Genomic DNA, 19,835 nt, shown 5'->3' on the forward strand with positions numbered 1-19,835 from the left:
TTTCCTTTTATCGCCTTTTTAATTAGTGTAAGTTCATTCATCAATTTAACCTCCTTTCCGCTTATTAGAGTGAAAATATTATAAAAAAGTTTCAACTTTTTCTATGAAAAAACAATGGATCTGAAACAAAAAAAAGAGCGTCTTATGACGGCTCTTCTAATATAGTATCTATATCAACGGTCTTCTGAAGTTTAAGAAAACCCTTCTTCGAGTAACCTGCTCGGATAATAAAATAGCGGACTGCGCTTATTTAGCAATCGCACCCGTTCAATAAAATTTAAGTTAACCTTGTTTAATAGTTACTAACTAAAATTCCAATAGAAATAATAAACTCCAGCATTAAGGGTACATAGTATAATGCCTATTACTGAAAGTAATAACCATTTTGAGGAGTCGACTTTTTTTAATGCCCCTCTTACTAACTGAATTACTCCAAATAATATCCCTATGCCAGCTATAATTGGAAACCTAGTCTCTATAAACATTAGTAAATCATAAAAAATCTCTTTACTAGGAAACAGATATATTGATGAACTTAGAAAACTAAGAATAACGCCTATAAAAAACGAAATATACGACATAATTATCCCCCTTAAATGGTTTAGCACTAATAGTTCCTTATTACCAAATTATACCACACGCTTCTCAATCGTTGTTTAACCGTTAATTTAAGTACAACTCTTCACATATTAATTTTAACATAAAATTTCAATGACTCTTTATGTATAAAGAAAGAGGATCGCCGTAATCGACTATCCCCTGTTCAACTCTTGCACCCGTTCGTAATATAAGGTTAGCCAGATTTTTCTGGTTGACCTTTTTCTATTTGGTCTTACGATAACGGTAGTCGGGGTAGAACGTCGCACCCGTGAGACTCGATCTCGTTAGTTAAACTGTTCGCCCCCTACTTGTATGAACATGTTTCAGGCTGGTTGGGACATTGATCCCGTTTAACAAGCGAACCTATGACATTACAAGCAGCTCTAGGGGTTACCGACTAATTTATTTTCTAGGAGGAGATTCAATTATGAATCCAGTCATTGGTCTGGATGTATCAAAAGGAGAAAGTCAGGTTCAAGCTTTTTTGGACAAGGGAAAATCTTATCGTAAGAGTTTTAGTATTCAACATAATATTGAAGGGTTGGGGAATTTACTACTATTCCTACAAGAAGTAGAAAAATCAGCTGGTGGTCATCAACCTGCGGTCGTTTTAGAGTCAACTGGACATTACCATACTCCCGTTATTCAGTTTTTGGAGGAACAAAATTATGTTTATATTATTGTTAATCCTCTTATCTCACATAGAGCCAAAAGTTCAAGTTTACGAAAGGTGAAAACAGATGCAGTTGATGCTTATCATCTTTGTGAGTTGTTCTATAAAGAAGAGTTAGAGCCTTATAAAAAACGAGGAATAAAACTCTTAAACCTTCGCAATCTAACAAGACAACAGGAAAGTATTGCGGAAATATCAGCCAAGACAAAGTTACAGCTCCATTCACTAATAGATCAGGTATTCCCTGAGTATAGAGGTGTATTTGGAAGTCTGTATTCAAAAGTATCATTACTTACTCTACTGGCATTTCCAACTTCTGAGGCTGTTTTAAATGTGAGCGAAAAAGAACTAACTGAAAAAATAGCTTCGCTATGTATGAGTCGTTCAGAGCTATGGGCAAACAAAAGAGCCAAAAAGTTAAGAGAAGCAGCCCTTCGTAACCCGTTTCAAAACAACCTTTACCAAAGTCACATCTTTAATCTTGAAATGTTGATTAGCATTGTTCTTCAATACCAAGAGCACCTTTCAAAAATTGCGGATGAAATAGATGCCCTCGCTAGTGAAGTTGAAGAATATGAAATCCTCCAATCTATTCCTGGAATCGGAGAAAAAATCGCGGCAACGATTATTTCTGAAGTTGGAGAGATAGATCGGTTTAATGATGCCAAAAAACTTGTTGCATTCGCTGGAGTAGATCCTAGTGTTTACTCTTCTGGTAAGTTTACTGCATCCGTTAATCGAATTACCAAACGAGGTTCTTGTAGGCTACGTCACGCCTTGTATATGGCTGTTCAAAGTGGTATTCGTGATGCCCGTAAAAAGAAAACGACTGATGAGATCATTGCACGCAATAAAAGACTAAGAGAGTTTTATGATAAGAAACGCGAAGAAGGAAAACCCTTCAGAGTAGCCGTTATTGCCTGTGTAAATAAACTCTTACACTGGATTTATGCCTTACTAAAAAGCAGAACTACTTTCCAAGATATAGCCTAGGAACTATATCTAACTAAATACAACAAAACCTTCCAATTTCAGTATAAAGGAAGGTTATTTGGTATAAGCAATTTTAGTATATCATGTATGTTTTTATATTTTTATTGAAAAATGTTGACAAACTATTAGCTGGTTTAATTTAAGTACAATGGTTCACAATATCAGACATACCTTAATCCTCTTTGTTATTTAATAACTCTTCCATCTTCTTTTCTAATTCTTCAATTCTGGATTCTTGCTTTATAAATACTGTAATAAACACTGCTAATACGAATGAAATAAGAATAATTAAAGCCCAAATATTTTCTACAATAAGACCGAGGAAGAAAAATGCAAAAATCCAACAAATAACTATACAAGCTAAAAATGTTCCAATAAATTCTTTCAATTTTAAATACCTCCTTCAAATTATAAATAAACTTTTATTGTAATTTAATATTTCTACTATCCTTCTTATTGAGCAATCTGCTTCGATAGTTGAATAACACCTAATACTTTATTTTATCTTAACATTAATTTCCTTTTATTTAGGAGGTAAAAGAAAAAAACGTTCCTGCTTTTATTACAGGAACGCTCCCGTTAGTGAAACAAGATTTAATTATATTTTCTTAAAAGAAAACAACGTTTCTAAGGTATCTGACAGTATTTCCTGTTGCCGTTTTATTTCATTTAGTTCATCTTTTACCTTTACAATACATTTCAATAATATTTCATCAGATACTTCATCATTAATGGATTCTATTAGTTGAAATGCCTGGGCTTGTACTTCAAAGTTTCCAGTTATCAAATGATAAATTAGCGTTTCTAAATGTGCTGAACAATCAAAAGGTTCCAGTGCATATAGCAGTGTCCCTCTACTTCCTAAAGTTTTTGGGTCATTAATCACATCAATTAACGGTTGTACTGCTTCTTCGTTTCCTATATCACTTAACGTCAAAGCAATTGAATTTCTTAATAGAACATTTTCTGTGGTTTTTAAGTATTCAATAAGTAAAGGGATAGCCTCTATATTCTTACTTGTACCAATTTCCTCTAATATGTTTTCTGCTTCATCAAGCTTATCATTTTCCATTGCAAATCTTAACAAGTTGATATCCATATAACTTATCCAAGCTCCTTGTAATTAACTGTAATGAAATTGATTATAACACTGGTTCTACTCTACTATTCTCCCTTCACTTAAAGAAAAAAGCATTACCCTTGTTGCGGTTATGCACCCGTTAGCTGAAAAGAGTTACTTAATCCTAATTAATATTTTTAATTATCCATTCCTTTTCCATATCAAATAGAAAATCCCATTTTTTTGATTTTATCCAATCAAATAACTTATGAATTTCCTCATTGTCTTCTTCAAAACGAATAAGAAACCCTAGTGCTAATATTAGGTCATCACTTTCAATAGTCCTTTTTCTTTTTAACATAGTCTTTATACGTTCGATAACAGGTTTAATAGCAGTTTCATTCCCATGTCTATCGATACCTAACATGGCATATCCTTTAACATTAGCAGAACGGTCTTGTAAAGCCTCTAAAAAAGACGGAAGCAAAGAAGCATCCCCTATTTCTTTTAGTGCCCATAAAGCTGAACATTTAACGTCTCCTTTATGATGTTCAAGTAAATTAATGAGATGAGGAACGGCTTTATTTGTACCAATCTTAGATAATACGGCATTAGCATAAATAAGGTCATACTCATCTTGCGATTCAGTTATCACTTTTATGAGAGCATTTTCTGCGGCAGGACTTTTACACGCTCTTAATGCTTCAATTGCTGAATGTCTGACCGCAGGACGTTTATCGTTAAGGAATTTAATGATTGGAGAACAATCTTCAATTTCTCCTTGTGCAATTTTTTCAAGGAGCATGGATAGTTTATAAGTATTTTCTTCTTCATTTAGTTTTTTTAGTACGTCTTCCAAATTCTATACTCCCCTCAAATTCTAGATGCTTTATTAAAAGTTTACCCTAAAAAAACGCAGTTTTTCTATTTGAATCCTTGTTGAACTATCCTGCCACGTTAGTAAAAAAGCATTTCTGCTGCTGTTACAGAAACGTACCCGTTAGCTGAACAACATTTTCTCAATAAGTCAGTATTTTATATGACAAATGGGAACAATTATGTATTAGGAGTGATTATATGAATAAAAAGATGAATTTCTTTTCAAGGTTAATTTATAGCATTCTAAAGGTAAAAAGTTATCCATTTATGGCGAAGCAAGGTTTAAAAACAGCATTACTGTACCTATTATTCTTTTCAGTTATTTTTGGTGCAATACAGTATTTTCAAGAGGGAATTGAGATAACACAAGAGGCGATGATTGCTATTTCCGAGGAATTCTCTCCAACTTTATTTGAAAAGCTTGAAAATACATTGCCAATAGTTCTAACGATAACACTCATTTTAGTTTCCATTGTATGGTTTTGGGTAGGAAAGTTAATTAGTGCAATCATAATTGGTTTTATCGGGAAGATATTGTCTTCAATACAAAAGGTTAATATCCCTTTTAAAAGCCTGTATATTATGGCTATCTATTCATTAACACTTCCGTCCATTCTTAATGTCTTTTGTTTAGTAATTTTTGATGTCTATTTTCCTTTTTACTTATATTATCTTTTATCTGCATTTTACTTGTGGTTTGGGATAAATAACTACAAAGTGCAATTTGAAAAATAATGTACAAAAGTAAAGTCTGCTTTTTATTTATATTCTTAGAAGCAGACTTTATTTGTATCTCCTGTTCTTGAAGTAACCTGCTTCTTTAGTTTAACATTAATTTCCTTTTTATTGACATAGAAAAAAAGCATTCCTCGTTGAAGGAATGCTACCCTTTAGCTTAGTAAAGATACCTTTTAAATCTTTTCTAATATTGATTTAACAAAAGCAGTTTTCTCTTCTGCGTATTTATGTTTATTACTTTTATGCAATGTCGCTAAATTGAGCTTGAGCCGTTCATATTGAATTCTTACTTCATCATTCTCTCTCATATAATCTCTAAACTTTAGCTGTTCAAGTAAATATATATTCCCACATTGATACATGTGGATTTGATGGGTTCTTGGTTCACCCTTACTAAAATAATGTCTATCAGGCAAAATGTTTCTTCCTTTATATGAATATCCCAACTTCTCTAAAGGTGAGGAAGTTTTTTCTCCATCGTTAAAATCTTTGATTTCTATCGCTATGTCAATTATTGGTTTTGCACTTAAATGTTTTATTGATGTACTTCCAATGTGGTGAATATCCATTATGTATTCACCTATTTTATCTTGTATTTTTTCTTTTTCTAATAAAAATTCTTTGTTCCACTCATTTGTCCAAGGAACTAAGAAGACCTCTCCTTTTGGTAAGCCTAACATCTTATTCCTCCTTTAATTTTCACATTGGAATACAATACCATACTTAAAGACTCTTGTTCCACTATACTGCCAGTTAGTGGAACAAGGAAAGCGATGCTTCACTGTTCAAGCATCGCATCCGTTAGCTTAATATCGTTTATCCTGTTAACTCCCAATACAAAAATAGTGAAAATAAACCTGCTAATAAAAAGCCGATTAAAAAGATAACTATTCTTTTCATAAGCATTGGTGATTGTTTATAAAAGTTATCAAGCAGAGCATCCCACATAGTAAACCCATCCCAGTCTGCTTTATTTATAAAATCTTCACTTCCAAAGATAGAAATAAATATAAAGCCAAGTCCCGCTAATATACAGATAATTAAAAATAAGATAAAGAGTATGTTAAACAACATATTTCACCTCCATCTACTAATTTTAACTATAAGTAACGGCAATATGCTTATTCAATTAAACTGCTCCATTAGCACAAGAAGCGACTGCTCTTATTGAGCAATCGCTCCCAATAGTTGAAGAAGTAGTTATAAATTCCGTTCATTCTTTTATAGGAGTACCTAATTTCACGAAATACGGAATTATTAGAGAAATCATCATCATCATAATTATTAGAGGTGGTAGTTCAATAATAAAACTTAAAGGAGTTAATGATAAATCCTTCGGGATGAAATATTTCTTTAAAACTAACTGTGATATTAAAGTAGGTCCCATAAAAAGTAGTAAGTAGAGTAAGAATGAATTCTTTATAGCAAATTTTGTATCACATATCTTACATTGGATTGCTTTAAACCCATAACGCCATTGTGATTTTATAATTTCCTTCCAGACGAATTGATGACCACATTCTTTACACTTCGGAAGTTTCAATTTTACTCACCTCATAAAATATCGTAACAAAAAGCATTCTGCATTTATTCAAGAAAAATATACCAATCCTTACTGTAGATAAGGGTACTTTAACACAATAGGAGCTGCCGCATCGACAACTCCTTATTGATTATTTGCTCCCGTTAGTTGAATTACCTTGGGGCATAAAATAACACATAAATTGCCCAAAATATTAACAATAAACCAAGTAGTATTTGAAAGGCTTTATTCACCCACCAAGGGAAAGACAAAATAACTCTGGTAAATAAATCTGCTTCAATCATACCTGAACCATTATCATTTTTACGTTCTTTATAATGTTGCTTTTTGTTATATCTAAATAGACCGTACCAAACCATAACTAAGCCCAGCAAAAAAATAAATATGAACATTATCCATATCCAAAACATAAATAACACCTCAAATATAGTGTGTTTAACTTTTTCTTTCTTAAACAAACCTGCTCCGTTACTTCAACAACAATAGGAACTGCCATTGCAACAGCTCCTAAACTAATGCTCTCCGTTAGCATAAGAAGAGTTCAGTTTTCAAACGGTTTCCAGTTTGGATTACGCTCATCTTTATCACTAGGCTTGCGATTTAAAAAACGTCCTTCTAAAAAACCTTTTTGATATTGTCGTAAAGAAGGTTCGTTTGCACCGCCTTCATAATCAGGGTTATTAAATTGCACATCGTCGTCTTCCCAAAAACAGATGTCACAAATCTCGTAAGTCCCAGGTGGTTTTGTTCCTATTGTTTTATAACCACAACATGGACAAAAATATTTGTTTTTTCTCATATCTTTTCACCTTACCCTGCTTTAGTGTTCAAATTTTAAACAATCGCACCCGTTAGCTTAATAACGTTAATCAGTCTCATTTCTTAAAACATCGCCATTAACAACTGCTAATTTCAGTTTAAGGAAATCTCTTAAAAAGTTATATTCAGATAGATTTCCACATGTATCCACAAAAACTTCTTCTAATGTATCTTGATAGTTCTCGATCCCTTTTAAAGAAATTAAATTTCGTGACCTATGAATTTCAAGTTTTTTCATCCCTTTTAGTCCATTTAAGGTAGTGAAATCAGAGACATTAGACCAATTTAGATGAACTTCGTTTGAACAGTTTGGAAATCTGTATTTCTCAAAACTCTTCTCTTTGGGTTTATGGTGCCAAAGGTAAAAATTCTCGATATGAATGCAACTATCCATGTTTTCGTCTTTAGAAATCCAGTCGGTAGATATTTCAGTTAAGTTCTCTAACATAGCAAAGTTAATACCTTTTCTTTTACCATGAACACCAAAATGTTCTAATGATTTTAATGAATAAATTCCTTCTACATTTTTTAAATCAACGTCCCAAAACCATATTTTTTTTACATCACTTAATTCATGTAGAAAATCAAAGTTATCTTCTTTAAAACCATAACCATTGTTACCGAATACACCATCGTATTTACCACTTTTATATTCTTTAATACAACCACTTATATTATTTGAATCTATTCCTAATTGCTTTTTTCCATCTTCAATGTTTACATAAAAGTCTCCAATTTTTCTAATAGGCATTTAATTCCCCCTCTAAAATCAGTTTTCTCTTTTTATAGTATAACCTTTTCGGCTTCTTCCATTAACCTGCCATGTTAGTGGAACAGGGAAAGCGATGCCTTGTTAAAGCCTTGTACCCGTTTGTTGAAGAAGAATTAGAATTATTTTGTTGTTTTTGCAATCTCTAACAGATAATCAATGTCACTTCCCATGAGAGAATAACTAAATTTATCGCTCTGCCACATTACCATAGCATTATTAATATCATCTGACGGATATTCTATATACACGGTTCGATTATCGATTGATGTTCTTTCCCAATCATTGTACTGGTAAGGCAAATTATCTTTTTCAATAAACAAAAGAAAACCCCGCTCATCTTTATCATCATAACTAAAAAATTCCTTTTCAGTCTCTTTGTAATATAATGTAATTCGTTCTATTTTTCCGCCTCTTCTTTCTATATCCCCAAAATCCAAAGTAACATTGTCAGGCGGATTGGGTGTTTGAATTTTAAAAGGAACGTTTTCTTTAAGTACATTTAAATCGTTAAATGTTTGAATAGGTTTTTCTATTGATACAGAAAAGAACAAGTAAATGACGAGGATATTTATCAGAACAAACACAAAGTAAATAACCCTGCTAAAACCTTTAGTCATAGAAGTTGAGAAACTAAGCCAGCTATATAATAAATGCACATGAAAAAATAAAATAGCCCCATAAACACTTAGCAAATGAATATGAAGTATCTCTAAAGGAATATTTAATAAAATCATATAAAAAGAGCTACTTAAAATTCCAAGTAAAGCGAAAAGCAAAAGACTTTGAAAATAGTGAAGTTGTCTTTTGCTTTTTAACTTAGTATATACTAACGCTACTATTAGACCTGCGATAATAAAGGTGGGAAATACCAACTTTAAGAACGAAATAAACTCAGGGAAAAATTCAGATGAATTTAAATATGAAATTACAACACTAATACTAAAACAAAATAATAAAATTGTGGTTATTATGACATTAAACAAATTAATTAATTTCATTACTTACCACACCTCTGTTCAATTTAGAAAAACTCTTATCTGTTTATCATGTATCTTATAGAAAGTCTTTATTCAATTAACCTGCTCCGTTAGCACAATAAGACAATAGTTTACTTAAAGTTTTTTTATTTTTATAATTTCATCTTCTACTATTTGATAATCTTCGTTTTCTTCATCAGTGAGGATGTAAAAGAATACCCGACCGTTGTAGTCAAAATCCATATTCTCAAGGATTGTACCGATAAAGGTTCTATCCTCAACTTCAATATAATACCTTTCGTTTTCTTTGATTTCTATGATAGTATCTTGAACCCGTATTTTAATTTTACTCACTTAAAAATCACCACCCATACTTAAAAAATAATACCGTAATTTCGGAAAAATCATTCAACTAAACTCCACCCGTTTAAGAACTATTCAATTTTAAGGAATTGTTTTGTAGTCAGCGTAGTCTGATATAAGAGAACAGGTTCTTCTAAAATAAGATTTTTTAAAGCCTCAATGCTTGTTATTGGAGATACATAGTGCTTGATGTTTTTTACTAATTCACTAATAAATTGGTCTTTTAACACATCTTGCATATCAACAATGTCGGTGGTTTTACCGTCCAGTTCAAAATCAAATCTCAACCGTACATTTCCGTCAGTATGGTTAGGGTATTGCTTATCAATCAAGACTTTTATTATATATCCCAAATTAAAGTAAAAGCCTGAAGAATAGCTTGATTTTTGCAACCCAAGTACAATCATTAAATCTTTACCTTCTAAATAATAACTATTTCTCCTTTTTATCAATCCGTTAGAGACAACAATTTCATCCACTATCTTTTTAAATTCCGTAGTTTCCATTAGGATTTTCTCCTCTTTGTTCTTTAACGACAAATATTCTATGCGTAATTCTCTTTTCCTTCTTTTACTATTCTGCTCGTTAGCACAAGAAGCGACTGCCCACCGAGTAATCGCACCCGTTAGTGCAACAAGTGTATTGAATGGGAGAACGTTACTCCCACTCATAATCAGTCACCAGCTCGACCTTTTCTGGCATTATTTTTTGGAGAGAGTCTATTGTTGAAAAGTGTCCATCATTTGAGAATGCGGTTATATAATCGCCATCATACCCTACCAAAAAAATAGTTGAATTTTCAGTTGAAGTTGCTATCGGGGTATTGGCTATCCATTTTAGTTTAACGAGTCTGGTTCGGTTATTTTCAGTCCTTTTTACAGGATAAGGTGACTCACGTTCCCTTTCCTCTAGTCTGAACACATCTTGTTTTAAGGACCAAAATGATAGGTTCAACATACTCCCATTCGCGTGCAAATAAGGATAATATTCTTTAAATTGCTTCGGGCTGCGGATAATTGCCTTTACAAAAAAGGTATCTTTACGACTCCCCTTTATATAATTGAACTCTATACTTTGCATTTTAAACATATCTTCGTACTCTGCTTGTTGAAAATCATAGACTTCCGCAAGTGAATAAATAGGGTAATAATTTGGGCTCTCCATCCAATGGCAAAAGAATTCTTCATGGGCATTTGTATATTCACCATCAATATAACAAGAAAAATCTACGATATATTGGAACTCACCGTTAATCTCAAAAGGATAAGTGACTTCTGCACTCGGTACAGTAATAATTTTTTCGGGAGGGAAGTAGTTTATTTCTACCTTCATTTTAATCGCCTCTCTTAAAAGATTCGAATGGTTATATATTTATTATATTACCACATGAAACTGTTGTTTTCGCTGGATTATTAGGTTATCAGCTTGTTGAACTAATCTGCTCGTTAGCACAAGAAGCGACTGTTCTTGTTGAACAATCGCCTCCGTTAGTGAAAAATTCACTCACGAAATTTCGTATCTCCCCATATTTTTTGTGCAACAGGTAAACAGTCTTCCTTAGTAAGACTCCAATCAAACGACTTTGTAAAAATTGTTGCGATACCATCTGCGAGAGATTCTACCGAATCAGCTTTATTAAGCAAGGTAACTATTTTTGCTACCTCAAACTCATATTCATCATCAGGTGCAGAAGGTAGCAAACCTATCGGGTCCCAATCATTAACTATCTTTTTAATAATATTAAACAATTTATTGTATTTTTCTTTCAGCTCTTTATTTGACAATCAAAATCTCTCCTCGAAATGAAAGCTGTATATCAAGTGCATTTCATTAAAGCCCCTGTTAACGCAAGAAAATTATTCATAATACTTCCCAGCTATTAAAATTTCGGCAATGGTACTCCAGTTTGGATTACTTGGCAATGTATCCTCTATCCAACCTTTAATTGCTTCCAAGTAATCTTCAAGGGATAGGTTTTCCCACTCCGTATTATTAGTCACCAAATCATTCTTTAACTTATCAATAAAGGAAATCAGTTCTTCTTTACTTCTGATACTTTCAATCTCCATTTAATATGACTAACCCCATTTCTCTATTGAAGAAAAGCCACCCATTTGTTGAAGTTCTTTATATTGCTGGTTCAGCGTTCAACAACAACACTGATGGTGGATTTAGTTCTTCATCTGCTTTGATAATATTCGCCGTAGGATTATTATTTTTTATGAAAGAAAATGAATAATTACCTAATCCATTTTTTAATCGTTTTACAGTAAAGAGTAACTCATACATTCCTTCTTCAATATCAATAGCTTTTGTTTCCATGACAGAGCCAACTTCAATTCCTTTGTTACTGATATAAAAAGGTACAGCTATTGCCCTAATAGCATCAGTATCCACTTCTTTCTTATCAGTAACTCTCACAGTAATTTTGCATTCTTCATCATCAGAAAGAGTCCCAAAAGATACAGAACCTTCTCTCCATGCAAAACCTTGTTTAACATGAGTGTCATTCCAATCATTAAATGCATTTTCTAATCCATACTGAAATACTGCTAATTGTGAATAGAAAATATCAATTTCAAAAGTCATCTCGTTCATTAAATTCAATCCTTTTAATAAATAATAAATCAATTATACCGTATCTAATCAGACAACTCTTCTTGCACTAAACTCAATTGATAGCGCAACTGGTAAAGAATTTAAATCATGCATCGTAAGTATTCATGTTAAAAAAGATGATTTTATTTCTTTAAACCTAAAACGTGTGGTTCCTAAGGATTGTTTTCGTAATTTAAAAGGTATATCAGCAGGACCGCTCCACCAAATTGCACCAATCAGACCGATTTTAGAAATGAACAAAGCAGACAAACGGTTTATAGAAACCAAGGAAATACTAGCAGGCATTAATTCGATTCCTAATTTTGCAGAAATGGATTGGGAAGATTTTGAGCACTTAATTGGAGAATTATTTGAACTGTATTTTAATGGTGTCGGAGCTGAGGTTAATGTTACTCGGAAATCAAGAGAAGGCGGAGTTGACGCAGTAGCATTTGATCCAGATCCCATTCGGGGTGGTAAATTTATTATTCAGGCAAAAAGGTACAACCATACTGTTGATCCTGGAGCAGTTCGTGATCTTTATGGTGCAATGAATCATGAAGGTGCTTCACGTGGAATTCTTGTAACGACCTCCTATTTTGGACCTGATTCTGTGGCTTTTGCTAAGGACAAACCCATTACTTTAATTGATGGTCCTCGACTAGTCCACATGTTAAATGAACATGGTCATAATGTTCGATGTGAAATAACTAAACGAAAAAGAAAGCCATCTTAAGCTTTCTTTTTTATACTTGTTATAAGCTCCATAATCTCTTTTTGATTTTTAACCTAGTAATAAAACTCTTTATAGTTAAAAAACTCAAATAACATGGATCGTACGCTCTCCTTCTGTTCGATCTTTCCAATGGTTAGCTTTTATTATTAATAGAAGATAACGTCCCTTCCCAATTTTTATATGTTAAGAGTTCCCTGTTTTATAGCAAATAATCTGGTGTGATTTATTTATTGTAAAAATTTATTTATTGTTTTAAAAAATATTGTTTGATATGATTTGACCATGAATATTATGTTTTTTTATTGTGAACATAATATTCATGGTCACGATCAATAATTCATAGGGTCGTCCTATAATTTATGTCAAGTTCCTCATAAGTCCTTAAACCGCATACCTCAATATATGTTATGTAAACTAGAATCAAAAGTTAAAGTACCATAAGTTCCCCGCTCCAAGTTTGTTGTCCGTTGAAGTAAATCTCCCTACATTGGTCCAATAGGTTAATTAAAATGAAACAAATCTCCCTACATAAACTTATATGGGGCTAGAACCTTAGTGTTTAAATATACAGTTGTGAAATTAAAAAAGGAATTGGGGTTCTACATTTCCTTTTTATCCATTTTATTAATTGCAGAGCGAAGTTCGTCATTTGTGAGGTGTGTGTATATCATTGTAGTTTGAACCGACGAATGACCTAATTGTCTTCTTAGTTGCGGTACATTATTATTTTCTAAATGGTACCTAGTTGCAAATGAATGTCTTAATTTATGTACAGATAAAGCAGGTTTTCCAAAAGCACTAGCATATTTTTCTGCGATCTTCTCAATTGAACGTGCGGTGAGTCTTTTAGTAGTCCTTTTGGGCCCATAGAAGATGCTACAAATAAGGCTGTATTTGCTTTAGTGATATTGTATCTTTCCGCGCGAATTTTTAAATATTCTTGAATATCAAGCATTGCCTGGTCGCTGAAATAAACGAATTGTTCTTTGTTTCCTTTTCTTCAACTCTGTCATAAAAACGATCATTTTTATCTTTACTCATCACTATCACCTCCTCCTTATTTTAAATCTTATACTTTATTTCGTCAAAATCATATTTTACGTAGTAATTGAAAGGTATCTCCTTCTTTTTGTGAGAATTTTCACCACTATTACAGCGCTATGCAGAAAAAATTAATTTAAATGACCTCATTAAGTACCATATTACTATTGACTTCAAACGCGACTTAGCGAACGAGTACGCTAAGTCGCATTTTTTACTTCTCTAAAAACTTCAATGCACAATCAATAACTTCTGCTTCTACAAGAGCTTCACCTACACCAATATTTGGCCTACCTGGTGAAAAAAACGATCATCCCCTTTTTCTAAATGTAACTTCTCTCGCTTCTGAAATGTCTTCGAGTATGCCTGCCTCGATAAGAGTAGTATGACAACCAATGCATAAGTAAAACAATTTATGAAAAGACTAATTATCAACAACTTTAAAGGGGGTTTCATAATGGCAACTGGAAAGAGTTTTAACCATAAAAGAAAAAGTCATCCCGGTGCATTTCCAAAAGGTAGCGAAATGAAAAAAACAAAAAATAATAATATAGAAGAAGAGGAATATTTAGTTACAAAAGAGTCTTTTAGAAATCGTGTGACGGACGAGTAACATAATAGTCATGGTACTTCATTAGTGCCTGTCCCCCAGTATAATGCTTTAACACACTTGGGCCAGGCGCGTTTTGAAAATACTAAATCCAAATGATCTTCGTTCTTCCACGTTATATTCTCTGTATGTATAAAATCCTACCTTCTACAGAAAAAGAACCGGTTGATGGTACATAAGTAATAGTATGGCTGAGTGCAAACTACATCAGCGAAAAAGAGACAACAAGTATCAGTTTGTCCTCTCTTTTCCACTCAACTTCCTCCATATACCCCTGGTAGCTTCCTATTTTCATCTCCTAATAATAAATGAGAATAGGGCGCTTCCCTATTACAATTAAAAATAGCCGGAGAGAGATTCCAGCGGCTATTTTACCTTGTATTATTACTTTATCCATTCTAGGGTTAGTTTTTAATTTATTTCATTCCACATTTAGAATATTATTAATTAGCTATATACTGTTATGTATATTATGCCAACTTAATAGCCTTATTTTCTTTAACATACAACAGTATTTCATTCCAAATAATATCTTCGGTAATTCTAGACTCTCTCGGTTCGGTTAAGTACCGTATAGTAAGTTTGATAAAGCCGTCCTCTACGTTAATATAAACAATTGGGGTTAGGTTTTGATAGTGAAGCATATATTTTTTTGAAGCTTCATGTACTTTGTTTTTTGCTTCCGCAGTTATGTGCTGCGCATGTTTGTTTACGATGGTTTCAAGTTGAGCTTTAGCTTCTTCCCACTCACTATCGATTGTAAGTCGAACCTCAATCTCATTCCAAATATATTTAAAGCCTTTATTAGCATTGGATACTGCATATAAAAAGATATAATTGTTAGGAATGTGGACGATTTTCCCTGTACTTTGCTCTCCTTCAGTCTTGGCTGTGACTTCCATAACAACAAAATGAAAGATTTTTTGGTCGATAACATCCCCTGCACGGTCATTGACAATGACGCGATCCCCTACTTCAAAGGGCTTTTGAATTACAATAATTAACAAAGCAACTATGTTGGTAAATATTTCTCTAAGTGCAATGGCAATTCCTGCGGAAATGAACCCAACATAAATTGTCAGATCTAGCCTTGATTCTGACCATAAAATAATGAAGATAACCAATATGATTACAGAATGCAAGTAATATAGTCTTTTTCGAGTAGTATAATATAGGCTATTGTCTTTAATTGTTTTGAACAATAGTTTATTGAAAATTCTTATAAGTTTAATGTATATAAGTAAAATAAATAAAGACAAAAGCAATTTATAAATCATAGGATTTTCATTAAAATATTGAATGATTTCTTGCATAATGACCCCCACCCGGTATATTGTTTCTTTGAACTCTCAATAGCTGTAACTCGCTCATGGCTACATAATCAAAAAGTCTTGTCAGATTTAGAACTAATAAATCTATAGCTATCATACATTTAACCTATTTTACCGCTTTTCACAGACATCAGTAAAGTCTCTCCATTCGATGCCGATTACATCATATTACGTTGCTGATGACTTATATAATTACAGATCAATTTGTATAAATTACTTATTCTTAACAAATATTACATTTTATGTTGAAATATAGGAGGATTAAGTATGAAAACGATTCACAAAGTTCTATTATGTAGTGTATTATTTTCATTTTCAGTTCCTAGTCTATTTGTAATGGCAGCACCACCACAAGAGGAAGTCAATCAAGTCTTATTAGAAATCAATTGGACTATGGAAGAATTGGAGGAATATTTAGCTTTTTATGAACTAACCTTAAATGATTTTGAATCGATTTAAGATTTACAGGGCATGCTAGGAACTCCAATTACTGAAGAAAACTTAAATGATTTACTTCTAAAACATGGCTTAACTGAAGATAAATTTCATTCATTGATAGGTGAATTTGAAGAAAGCTTAGATGATAATCACTTTATTGAATACCTTGATATGACTCTTGAATATTATTTAAACCACGAAGAAGATTAGTTATTTGAATGTTATAAAAACCAAGCCATTATAGGCTTGGTTTCTTTAATTTTATTCATTTAAGGGGGAAAAGTAATAAAGTAGTCACCCACTCTTTATTTTCTATTTTAATTTAAAGAAGTTTTAAATAATACGGGTTTTAACGATACCTTTGATTTGATTAATTTTTTCTTCCAAATTAGGAATAATATCGCCGTTTACGTTATTTTCAATATCAATCACCGTATATGCGTATTCTCCTCGGCTTCTGTTAACCATATCAGCGATGTTCAAATTAAAATTTGATAAAGCAGATGTGATCTGTCCAACCATGTTCGGAACGTTTTGGTGGAATGCTGTCACACGTCGTTTTCCTGTATAAGGAAGCGAAGCGTTTGGAAAATTCACTGAGTTTTTAATGTTTCCTGTTTCTAAAAATTCCTTCACCTGACGAGCCGCCATAATGGCACAGTTTTCCTCTGATTCTTTTGTAGAAGCACCAAGATGTGGGATTGGAACTGCGTTTTTCATTTTCAACACATTTTCATTCGGGAAGTCAGTAATATACTTACCAACTTTTCCGCTTTCAAGTGCAGCTGCCATATCTTTCTCATTTACAAGCTCCCCACGTGAGAAATTCAAAATATGAACACCTTGCTTCATGATGCTAAATGTTTCTTCGTTAAACATTCCACCTGTGTCTTTAGTGAACGGAACGTGTACAGTAATATAATCAGAGTTAGCAAAAAGCTGTTCAATCGTCATAGCCCGCTGTACATTGCGGGACAAGCTCCAAGCTGCATCAACAGAGATGAACGGGTCAAACGCAATCACATCCATGTCTAAATCGAGTGCATCATTCGCTACAAGTGCACCAATCGCTCCTAAACCGATTACACCTAGAGTTTTTCCCTTAATTTCTTTTCCAACAAATTGTTTCTTTCCTGCTTCTACAAGCTTTGAAATTTGTTCACCTTCACCTGCTAATGTCTTTGTCCAATTCACACCAGCAAACAGGTTACGAGACGAGGCCATTAATGAGGTTAATACAAGTTCTTTTACAGCGTTCGCGTTAGCACCAGGTGTATTGAAAACGACAATTCCTTGTTCTGAACATTTGTCGACCGGAATATTATTGACACCTGCACCGGCACGTGCAATTGCTTTTAAATTATTGCCGAATTCCATTGTATGCATGTTAAAACTACGTAGAAGATAGGCATCAGGATTTTCATTGTCATTGTCAACAGTATAGTTATCCTTGAATACTTTTAGTCCACTTTCTGATATGTTATTTAATGTTTTAATTGTTTTCACTTTTTCTGAAGTTATTGTGCTCATTTTATTATCTCCTTTTTCTCTTGTATGCTTTTTCAAATTTCTAAATTAAAGCAAGGGGTTTTCCAATTAATCAAAGTTTCAAATTCTGTAATTACCATAATAACATTTTATAAGTGGTATCCGCTACCCCCTCCAATTAAACAGAAAGAGGTAAGGGATAACTTCCCTTACCTCTGCCCAGGCGAACGGCTACGACACTATGAGCTCCCTCGCGGTTATCCGCGTTCGCCAGTCACACATAGTCTTTTAATTTATTATATTTATTCTATCAAATTCTCCACCATTCTTCAACCTCAAACATGTACCAATTTAAGAAAGATTTTTGCATTTCAATTTTTCGGTTCGGTTGAGATCAATTAATTTGACAAGATCAAATTAATTAAGAGGTTTTATTGTTTTTCGTTTATTTTTTCACGGATGTTTTTTAGTTCTTCTAAAGAGAGTACACTTAGAGATTTTTTTATTTCTTCTTCCATCATTTTTCTGTTTCTTTCCCGATATTGCTCCCACCATTCTCTTAACCCTTCTGTATTATCAAAAAGGTATTCAATATCTATTTCCTCTTCTTCATCGTCTGATAGATAATTTAATACAGCGGATAATAAGCGACTTAAGTTTGCGATTTCGTTTTTTATATTTTCTTTTTCATGCGTTTCATTATAATTCGCTTTCTCGTCTATAGGAATAGCCTTTCGTGGCACTGTTTCCCCCTCCTTGATAGTCTTACTTTTTAATTATGTATTTTAGTATTACCATAATAAGTGATACACATTTAACGTTTATCTGAATTTTTAATTGAACCAAAATAAAATCTGGAGTTGTACACTCAGGATTATTTAGTTTAGCTTTCATATGATTTTTCTTTAACATCTCTAACCTAAACCCATCATTGGAATATAGGTTTTACTTCAACAACTACTGAAGAGGATTAAAACATTACGTGAAATTTTATATCATTCTTTATTCTCTTCGAATTATTTTTTTTCGCTTTTATCTTATGAGCACATGAGCACAGTTAGTTTTCTATTTTTGAATTTAGGATTTCTACAAGAGGAGACACTTTGTATGTTGCAAAATTCCATAGTTCGACCTGTTTAGGGCGGATCACTCTTCACTATTCTATATAGTAAGAAGATGAATCCTACTAGGAGCTAACGAAAAACTTCGGATCATTTATTGTTTAAATTCAGATAAACGTATAAATGTTTTTTTCCTCCTATGGTACGATCTTGTACTTCTTTTGTAATCTCTACTTTTATTTGTTCTCTTCGCTATTTATAGCCCTATATTATCTATAGCGGTATTGAGTCAAGCCGTATTTTAAATTAAAAAATAGTAACCTGAAAACAAAAGTATAATACAGCATATCACGGTAGTCATATAAACAATAATTAAAAATGAAGAGTGGAATGTTTGTGTATTGATCGATGTCCGAGTACGAAAATAGGTAATGGTTGCTAGGATAATCGTAAGAAGTCCAAGTAAAAGAGAGATTAAACTAATAAACATCGCAAGTGTATGATCTACGTATTCATTTATCGGCGTATTAAAATGCAGGGTTGTCGCTAAAAAACCAACACCAATAATCGCTATGGACGTTCTAATCCACGCTAAATACGTTCTTTCATTTGCTAGATGCTGTTGTATATATTTAGATTCATTGGTTTGTTTCATATCTCTAAAGCTCCAATCAAAATAAGCCTCTTATTATTAAGTTAATTGTCAAAACCTTTCATAAGAGATTTAAATAACTATCAAATACTTTTATCTATTGCTGATTTTAGCCTTTTCTCAATATCCAATGCAATCTTACTTAGTTGTTCATCATTTACATTTTGAATTAAAGCAGAAGGTTTTGGCATGCCAATATTTGTTTTCCCTTGTTCACTGTAGACCACAATTATACCAAGAAATATCCGATCATCTTATTTTTATCTAACACTCTTTTGGCTTCATGGGGATTACACACTTCCAAAACTTTGTAAGGTTCGTTAATTCTAACCCTTTTTCTTGTAGTTTAGCCTGAATGTCAAATTCCCATAAAGTACCAAACTTTTCTTCCATTAATGTTGTTTTTAGTTTTTCGATTGTTTCTTCCATTCCGCTTCTTGATTCAACTGTATAATCAAACATC

At 32.7% G+C, this 19,835-nt stretch carries 23 protein-coding genes, 3 pseudogenes and 1 riboswitch; of the genes and pseudogenes, 5 read left to right on the forward strand and 21 right to left on the reverse strand.

Going from position 1 to position 19,835, the window contains the following annotated elements; all coding sequences use genetic code 11:
• Positions 1–1,027 precede the first annotated feature (1,027 nt).
• Complete coding sequence (locus tag LDX58_RS17780; RefSeq protein WP_227938162.1) at positions 1,028–2,266, forward strand: IS110 family RNA-guided transposase; 1,239 nt, start codon at positions 1,028–1,030, stop codon at positions 2,264–2,266.
• A 172-nt stretch (positions 2,267–2,438) separates the two neighbouring features.
• Here the strand turns inward: LDX58_RS17780 and LDX58_RS17785 are convergent, their stop codons facing one another.
• The 3 genes from LDX58_RS17785 to LDX58_RS17795 form a co-directional block, all read right to left on the reverse strand.
• Positions 2,439–2,654, reverse strand: coding sequence for a hypothetical protein (locus LDX58_RS17785; RefSeq protein ID WP_227938163.1), 216 nt, complete (start codon positions 2,652–2,654; stop codon positions 2,439–2,441).
• A gap of 210 nt (positions 2,655–2,864) precedes the next feature.
• Complete coding sequence (locus tag LDX58_RS17790) at positions 2,865–3,365, reverse strand: HEAT repeat domain-containing protein (RefSeq protein ID WP_227938164.1); 501 nt, start codon at positions 3,363–3,365, stop codon at positions 2,865–2,867.
• 145 nt (positions 3,366–3,510) lie between these two features.
• A complete protein-coding gene (locus LDX58_RS17795; protein WP_227938165.1) occupies positions 3,511–4,185 on the reverse strand; it encodes a HEAT repeat domain-containing protein in 675 nt (224 codons plus the stop codon).
• A 218-nt stretch (positions 4,186–4,403) separates the two neighbouring features.
• Here LDX58_RS17795 and LDX58_RS17800 point away from each other — a divergent pair, with 218 nt between their 5' ends.
• Entirely contained in the window at positions 4,404–4,940 is a 537-nt protein-coding gene (locus LDX58_RS17800; RefSeq protein WP_227938166.1) for a DUF1189 family protein, read from the forward strand.
• A 176-nt stretch (positions 4,941–5,116) separates the two neighbouring features.
• On the opposite strand, the gene LDX58_RS17805 is transcribed toward LDX58_RS17800, so the two are convergent.
• The 12 genes from LDX58_RS17805 to comJ all read right to left on the reverse strand — a co-directional run bounded on the left by LDX58_RS17805 (position 5,117) and on the right by comJ (position 12,015).
• Positions 5,117–5,623: a GrpB family protein gene (locus LDX58_RS17805; RefSeq protein WP_227938167.1), complete on the reverse strand. Its 507-nt coding sequence runs from the start codon at positions 5,621–5,623 to the stop codon at positions 5,117–5,119.
• Between the two features lie 136 nt (positions 5,624–5,759).
• The gene (locus tag LDX58_RS17810) at positions 5,760–6,017 is read right to left on the reverse strand and encodes a hypothetical protein (RefSeq protein WP_227938168.1); all 258 of its coding nucleotides are present in this window, start codon (positions 6,015–6,017) and stop codon (positions 5,760–5,762) included.
• Between the two features lie 621 nt (positions 6,018–6,638).
• Positions 6,639–6,896 (reverse strand): hypothetical protein, encoded by a 258-nt coding sequence (locus LDX58_RS17815; RefSeq protein WP_227938169.1) that lies wholly within the window; start codon positions 6,894–6,896, stop codon positions 6,639–6,641.
• Between the two features lie 131 nt (positions 6,897–7,027).
• The gene (locus LDX58_RS17820) at positions 7,028–7,285 is read right to left on the reverse strand and encodes a CPCC family cysteine-rich protein (protein WP_227938170.1); all 258 of its coding nucleotides are present in this window, start codon (positions 7,283–7,285) and stop codon (positions 7,028–7,030) included.
• A 66-nt stretch (positions 7,286–7,351) separates the two neighbouring features.
• Entirely contained in the window at positions 7,352–8,056 is a 705-nt protein-coding gene (locus tag LDX58_RS17825) for a hypothetical protein (RefSeq protein ID WP_227938171.1), read from the reverse strand.
• Positions 8,057–8,196: 140 nt separating this feature from the next.
• On the reverse strand, positions 8,197–9,075 hold the full coding sequence (locus LDX58_RS17830; RefSeq protein WP_227938172.1) for a hypothetical protein: 879 nt from the start codon (positions 9,073–9,075) through the stop codon (positions 8,197–8,199).
• 114 nt (positions 9,076–9,189) lie between these two features.
• Positions 9,190–9,408 (reverse strand): hypothetical protein, encoded by a 219-nt coding sequence (locus LDX58_RS17835; RefSeq protein ID WP_100407836.1) that lies wholly within the window; start codon positions 9,406–9,408, stop codon positions 9,190–9,192.
• 80 nt (positions 9,409–9,488) lie between these two features.
• Positions 9,489–9,923, reverse strand: a complete 435-nt coding sequence (locus LDX58_RS17840; protein WP_227938173.1) for a DUF4304 domain-containing protein — start codon at positions 9,921–9,923, stop codon at positions 9,489–9,491.
• Positions 9,924–10,074: 151 nt separating this feature from the next.
• Positions 10,075–10,749 (reverse strand): hypothetical protein, encoded by a 675-nt coding sequence (locus LDX58_RS17845; RefSeq protein ID WP_227938174.1) that lies wholly within the window; start codon positions 10,747–10,749, stop codon positions 10,075–10,077.
• Between the two features lie 167 nt (positions 10,750–10,916).
• Positions 10,917–11,201, reverse strand: coding sequence for a DUF1871 family protein (locus LDX58_RS17850; RefSeq protein ID WP_227938175.1), 285 nt, complete (start codon positions 11,199–11,201; stop codon positions 10,917–10,919).
• A 72-nt stretch (positions 11,202–11,273) separates the two neighbouring features.
• Positions 11,274–11,486 (reverse strand): DUF7660 family protein, encoded by a 213-nt coding sequence (locus LDX58_RS17855; RefSeq protein WP_227938176.1) that lies wholly within the window; start codon positions 11,484–11,486, stop codon positions 11,274–11,276.
• A gap of 58 nt (positions 11,487–11,544) precedes the next feature.
• Complete coding sequence (gene comJ / locus LDX58_RS17860; protein ID WP_227938177.1) at positions 11,545–12,015, reverse strand: competence protein ComJ; 471 nt, start codon at positions 12,013–12,015, stop codon at positions 11,545–11,547.
• Between the two features lie 253 nt (positions 12,016–12,268).
• On the opposite strand from comJ, the gene LDX58_RS17865 reads away from it, so the two are divergent.
• A complete protein-coding gene (locus LDX58_RS17865; RefSeq protein ID WP_227938178.1) occupies positions 12,269–12,751 on the forward strand; it encodes a restriction endonuclease in 483 nt (160 codons plus the stop codon).
• A 599-nt stretch (positions 12,752–13,350) separates the two neighbouring features.
• Here the strand turns inward: LDX58_RS17865 and LDX58_RS17870 are convergent.
• Positions 13,351–13,751, reverse strand: a pseudogene (locus LDX58_RS17870) (tyrosine-type recombinase/integrase); the annotation flags it as partial.
• A 498-nt stretch (positions 13,752–14,249) separates the two neighbouring features.
• On the opposite strand from LDX58_RS17870, the gene LDX58_RS17875 reads away from it, so the two are divergent.
• Positions 14,250–14,405 (forward strand): hypothetical protein, encoded by a 156-nt coding sequence (locus LDX58_RS17875; RefSeq protein WP_227938179.1) that lies wholly within the window; start codon positions 14,250–14,252, stop codon positions 14,403–14,405.
• A gap of 467 nt (positions 14,406–14,872) precedes the next feature.
• Here the strand turns inward: LDX58_RS17875 and LDX58_RS17880 are convergent, their stop codons facing one another.
• On the reverse strand, positions 14,873–15,715 hold the full coding sequence (locus tag LDX58_RS17880; protein WP_227938180.1) for a mechanosensitive ion channel domain-containing protein: 843 nt from the start codon (positions 15,713–15,715) through the stop codon (positions 14,873–14,875).
• 285 nt (positions 15,716–16,000) lie between these two features.
• Between LDX58_RS17880 and LDX58_RS17885 the strand changes: the two are divergent.
• Positions 16,001–16,381 (forward strand): annotated as a pseudogene (locus LDX58_RS17885) (processed acidic surface protein).
• A 123-nt stretch (positions 16,382–16,504) separates the two neighbouring features.
• Here the strand turns inward: LDX58_RS17885 and LDX58_RS17890 are convergent.
• The 4 genes and pseudogenes from LDX58_RS17890 to LDX58_RS17905 form a co-directional block, all read right to left on the reverse strand.
• Positions 16,505–17,701 (reverse strand): phosphoglycerate dehydrogenase, encoded by a 1,197-nt coding sequence (locus LDX58_RS17890; protein WP_227938181.1) that lies wholly within the window; start codon positions 17,699–17,701, stop codon positions 16,505–16,507.
• Between the two features lie 168 nt (positions 17,702–17,869).
• A riboswitch (ZMP/ZTP riboswitch) is annotated at positions 17,870–17,947 on the reverse strand.
• A 143-nt stretch (positions 17,948–18,090) separates the two neighbouring features.
• Positions 18,091–18,402: a hypothetical protein gene (locus LDX58_RS17895; RefSeq protein WP_227938182.1), complete on the reverse strand. Its 312-nt coding sequence runs from the start codon at positions 18,400–18,402 to the stop codon at positions 18,091–18,093.
• A 619-nt stretch (positions 18,403–19,021) separates the two neighbouring features.
• Entirely contained in the window at positions 19,022–19,375 is a 354-nt protein-coding gene (locus tag LDX58_RS17900) for a YidH family protein (RefSeq protein ID WP_227938183.1), read from the reverse strand.
• A gap of 80 nt (positions 19,376–19,455) precedes the next feature.
• A pseudogene (locus LDX58_RS17905) lies at positions 19,456–19,834 on the reverse strand (DUF302 domain-containing protein).
• Position 19,835: the final 1 nt, after the last annotated feature.

This window comes from Alkalihalobacillus deserti, from assembly GCF_020734105.1.
GTDB lineage: Bacteria > Bacillota > Bacilli > Bacillales > Bacillaceae_D > Halalkalibacter > Halalkalibacter deserti.

Excerpts from the sequence above, each read along its gene's own strand:
- LDX58_RS17780 (WP_227938162.1), top strand. The coding sequence starts at position 1,028 with ATGAATCCAGTCATTGGTCTGGATGTATCAAAAGGAGAAAGTCAGGTT.
- LDX58_RS17790 (WP_227938164.1), bottom strand. The coding sequence starts at position 3,365 with ATGGATATCAACTTGTTAAGATTTGCAATGGAAAATGATAAGCTTGAT.
- LDX58_RS17800 (WP_227938166.1), top strand. The coding sequence starts at position 4,404 with ATGAATAAAAAGATGAATTTCTTTTCAAGGTTAATTTATAGCATTCTA.
- LDX58_RS17805 (WP_227938167.1), bottom strand. The coding sequence starts at position 5,623 with ATGTTAGGCTTACCAAAAGGAGAGGTCTTCTTAGTTCCTTGGACAAAT.
- LDX58_RS17810 (WP_227938168.1), bottom strand. The coding sequence starts at position 6,017 with ATGTTGTTTAACATACTCTTTATCTTATTTTTAATTATCTGTATATTA.
- LDX58_RS17815 (WP_227938169.1), bottom strand. The coding sequence starts at position 6,896 with ATGTTTTGGATATGGATAATGTTCATATTTATTTTTTTGCTGGGCTTA.
- LDX58_RS17820 (WP_227938170.1), bottom strand. The coding sequence starts at position 7,285 with ATGAGAAAAAACAAATATTTTTGTCCATGTTGTGGTTATAAAACAATA.
- LDX58_RS17825 (WP_227938171.1), bottom strand. The coding sequence starts at position 8,056 with ATGCCTATTAGAAAAATTGGAGACTTTTATGTAAACATTGAAGATGGA.
- LDX58_RS17830 (WP_227938172.1), bottom strand. The coding sequence starts at position 9,075 with ATGAAATTAATTAATTTGTTTAATGTCATAATAACCACAATTTTATTA.
- LDX58_RS17840 (WP_227938173.1), bottom strand. The coding sequence starts at position 9,923 with ATGGAAACTACGGAATTTAAAAAGATAGTGGATGAAATTGTTGTCTCT.
- LDX58_RS17845 (WP_227938174.1), bottom strand. The coding sequence starts at position 10,749 with ATGAAGGTAGAAATAAACTACTTCCCTCCCGAAAAAATTATTACTGTA.
- LDX58_RS17855 (WP_227938176.1), bottom strand. The coding sequence starts at position 11,486 with ATGGAGATTGAAAGTATCAGAAGTAAAGAAGAACTGATTTCCTTTATT.
- comJ (WP_227938177.1), bottom strand. The coding sequence starts at position 12,015 with ATGAACGAGATGACTTTTGAAATTGATATTTTCTATTCACAATTAGCA.
- LDX58_RS17865 (WP_227938178.1), top strand. The coding sequence starts at position 12,269 with ATGAACAAAGCAGACAAACGGTTTATAGAAACCAAGGAAATACTAGCA.
- LDX58_RS17875 (WP_227938179.1), top strand. The coding sequence starts at position 14,250 with ATGGCAACTGGAAAGAGTTTTAACCATAAAAGAAAAAGTCATCCCGGT.
- LDX58_RS17880 (WP_227938180.1), bottom strand. The coding sequence starts at position 15,715 with ATGCAAGAAATCATTCAATATTTTAATGAAAATCCTATGATTTATAAA.
- LDX58_RS17890 (WP_227938181.1), bottom strand. The coding sequence starts at position 17,701 with ATGAGCACAATAACTTCAGAAAAAGTGAAAACAATTAAAACATTAAAT.
- LDX58_RS17900 (WP_227938183.1), bottom strand. The coding sequence starts at position 19,375 with ATGAAACAAACCAATGAATCTAAATATATACAACAGCATCTAGCAAAT.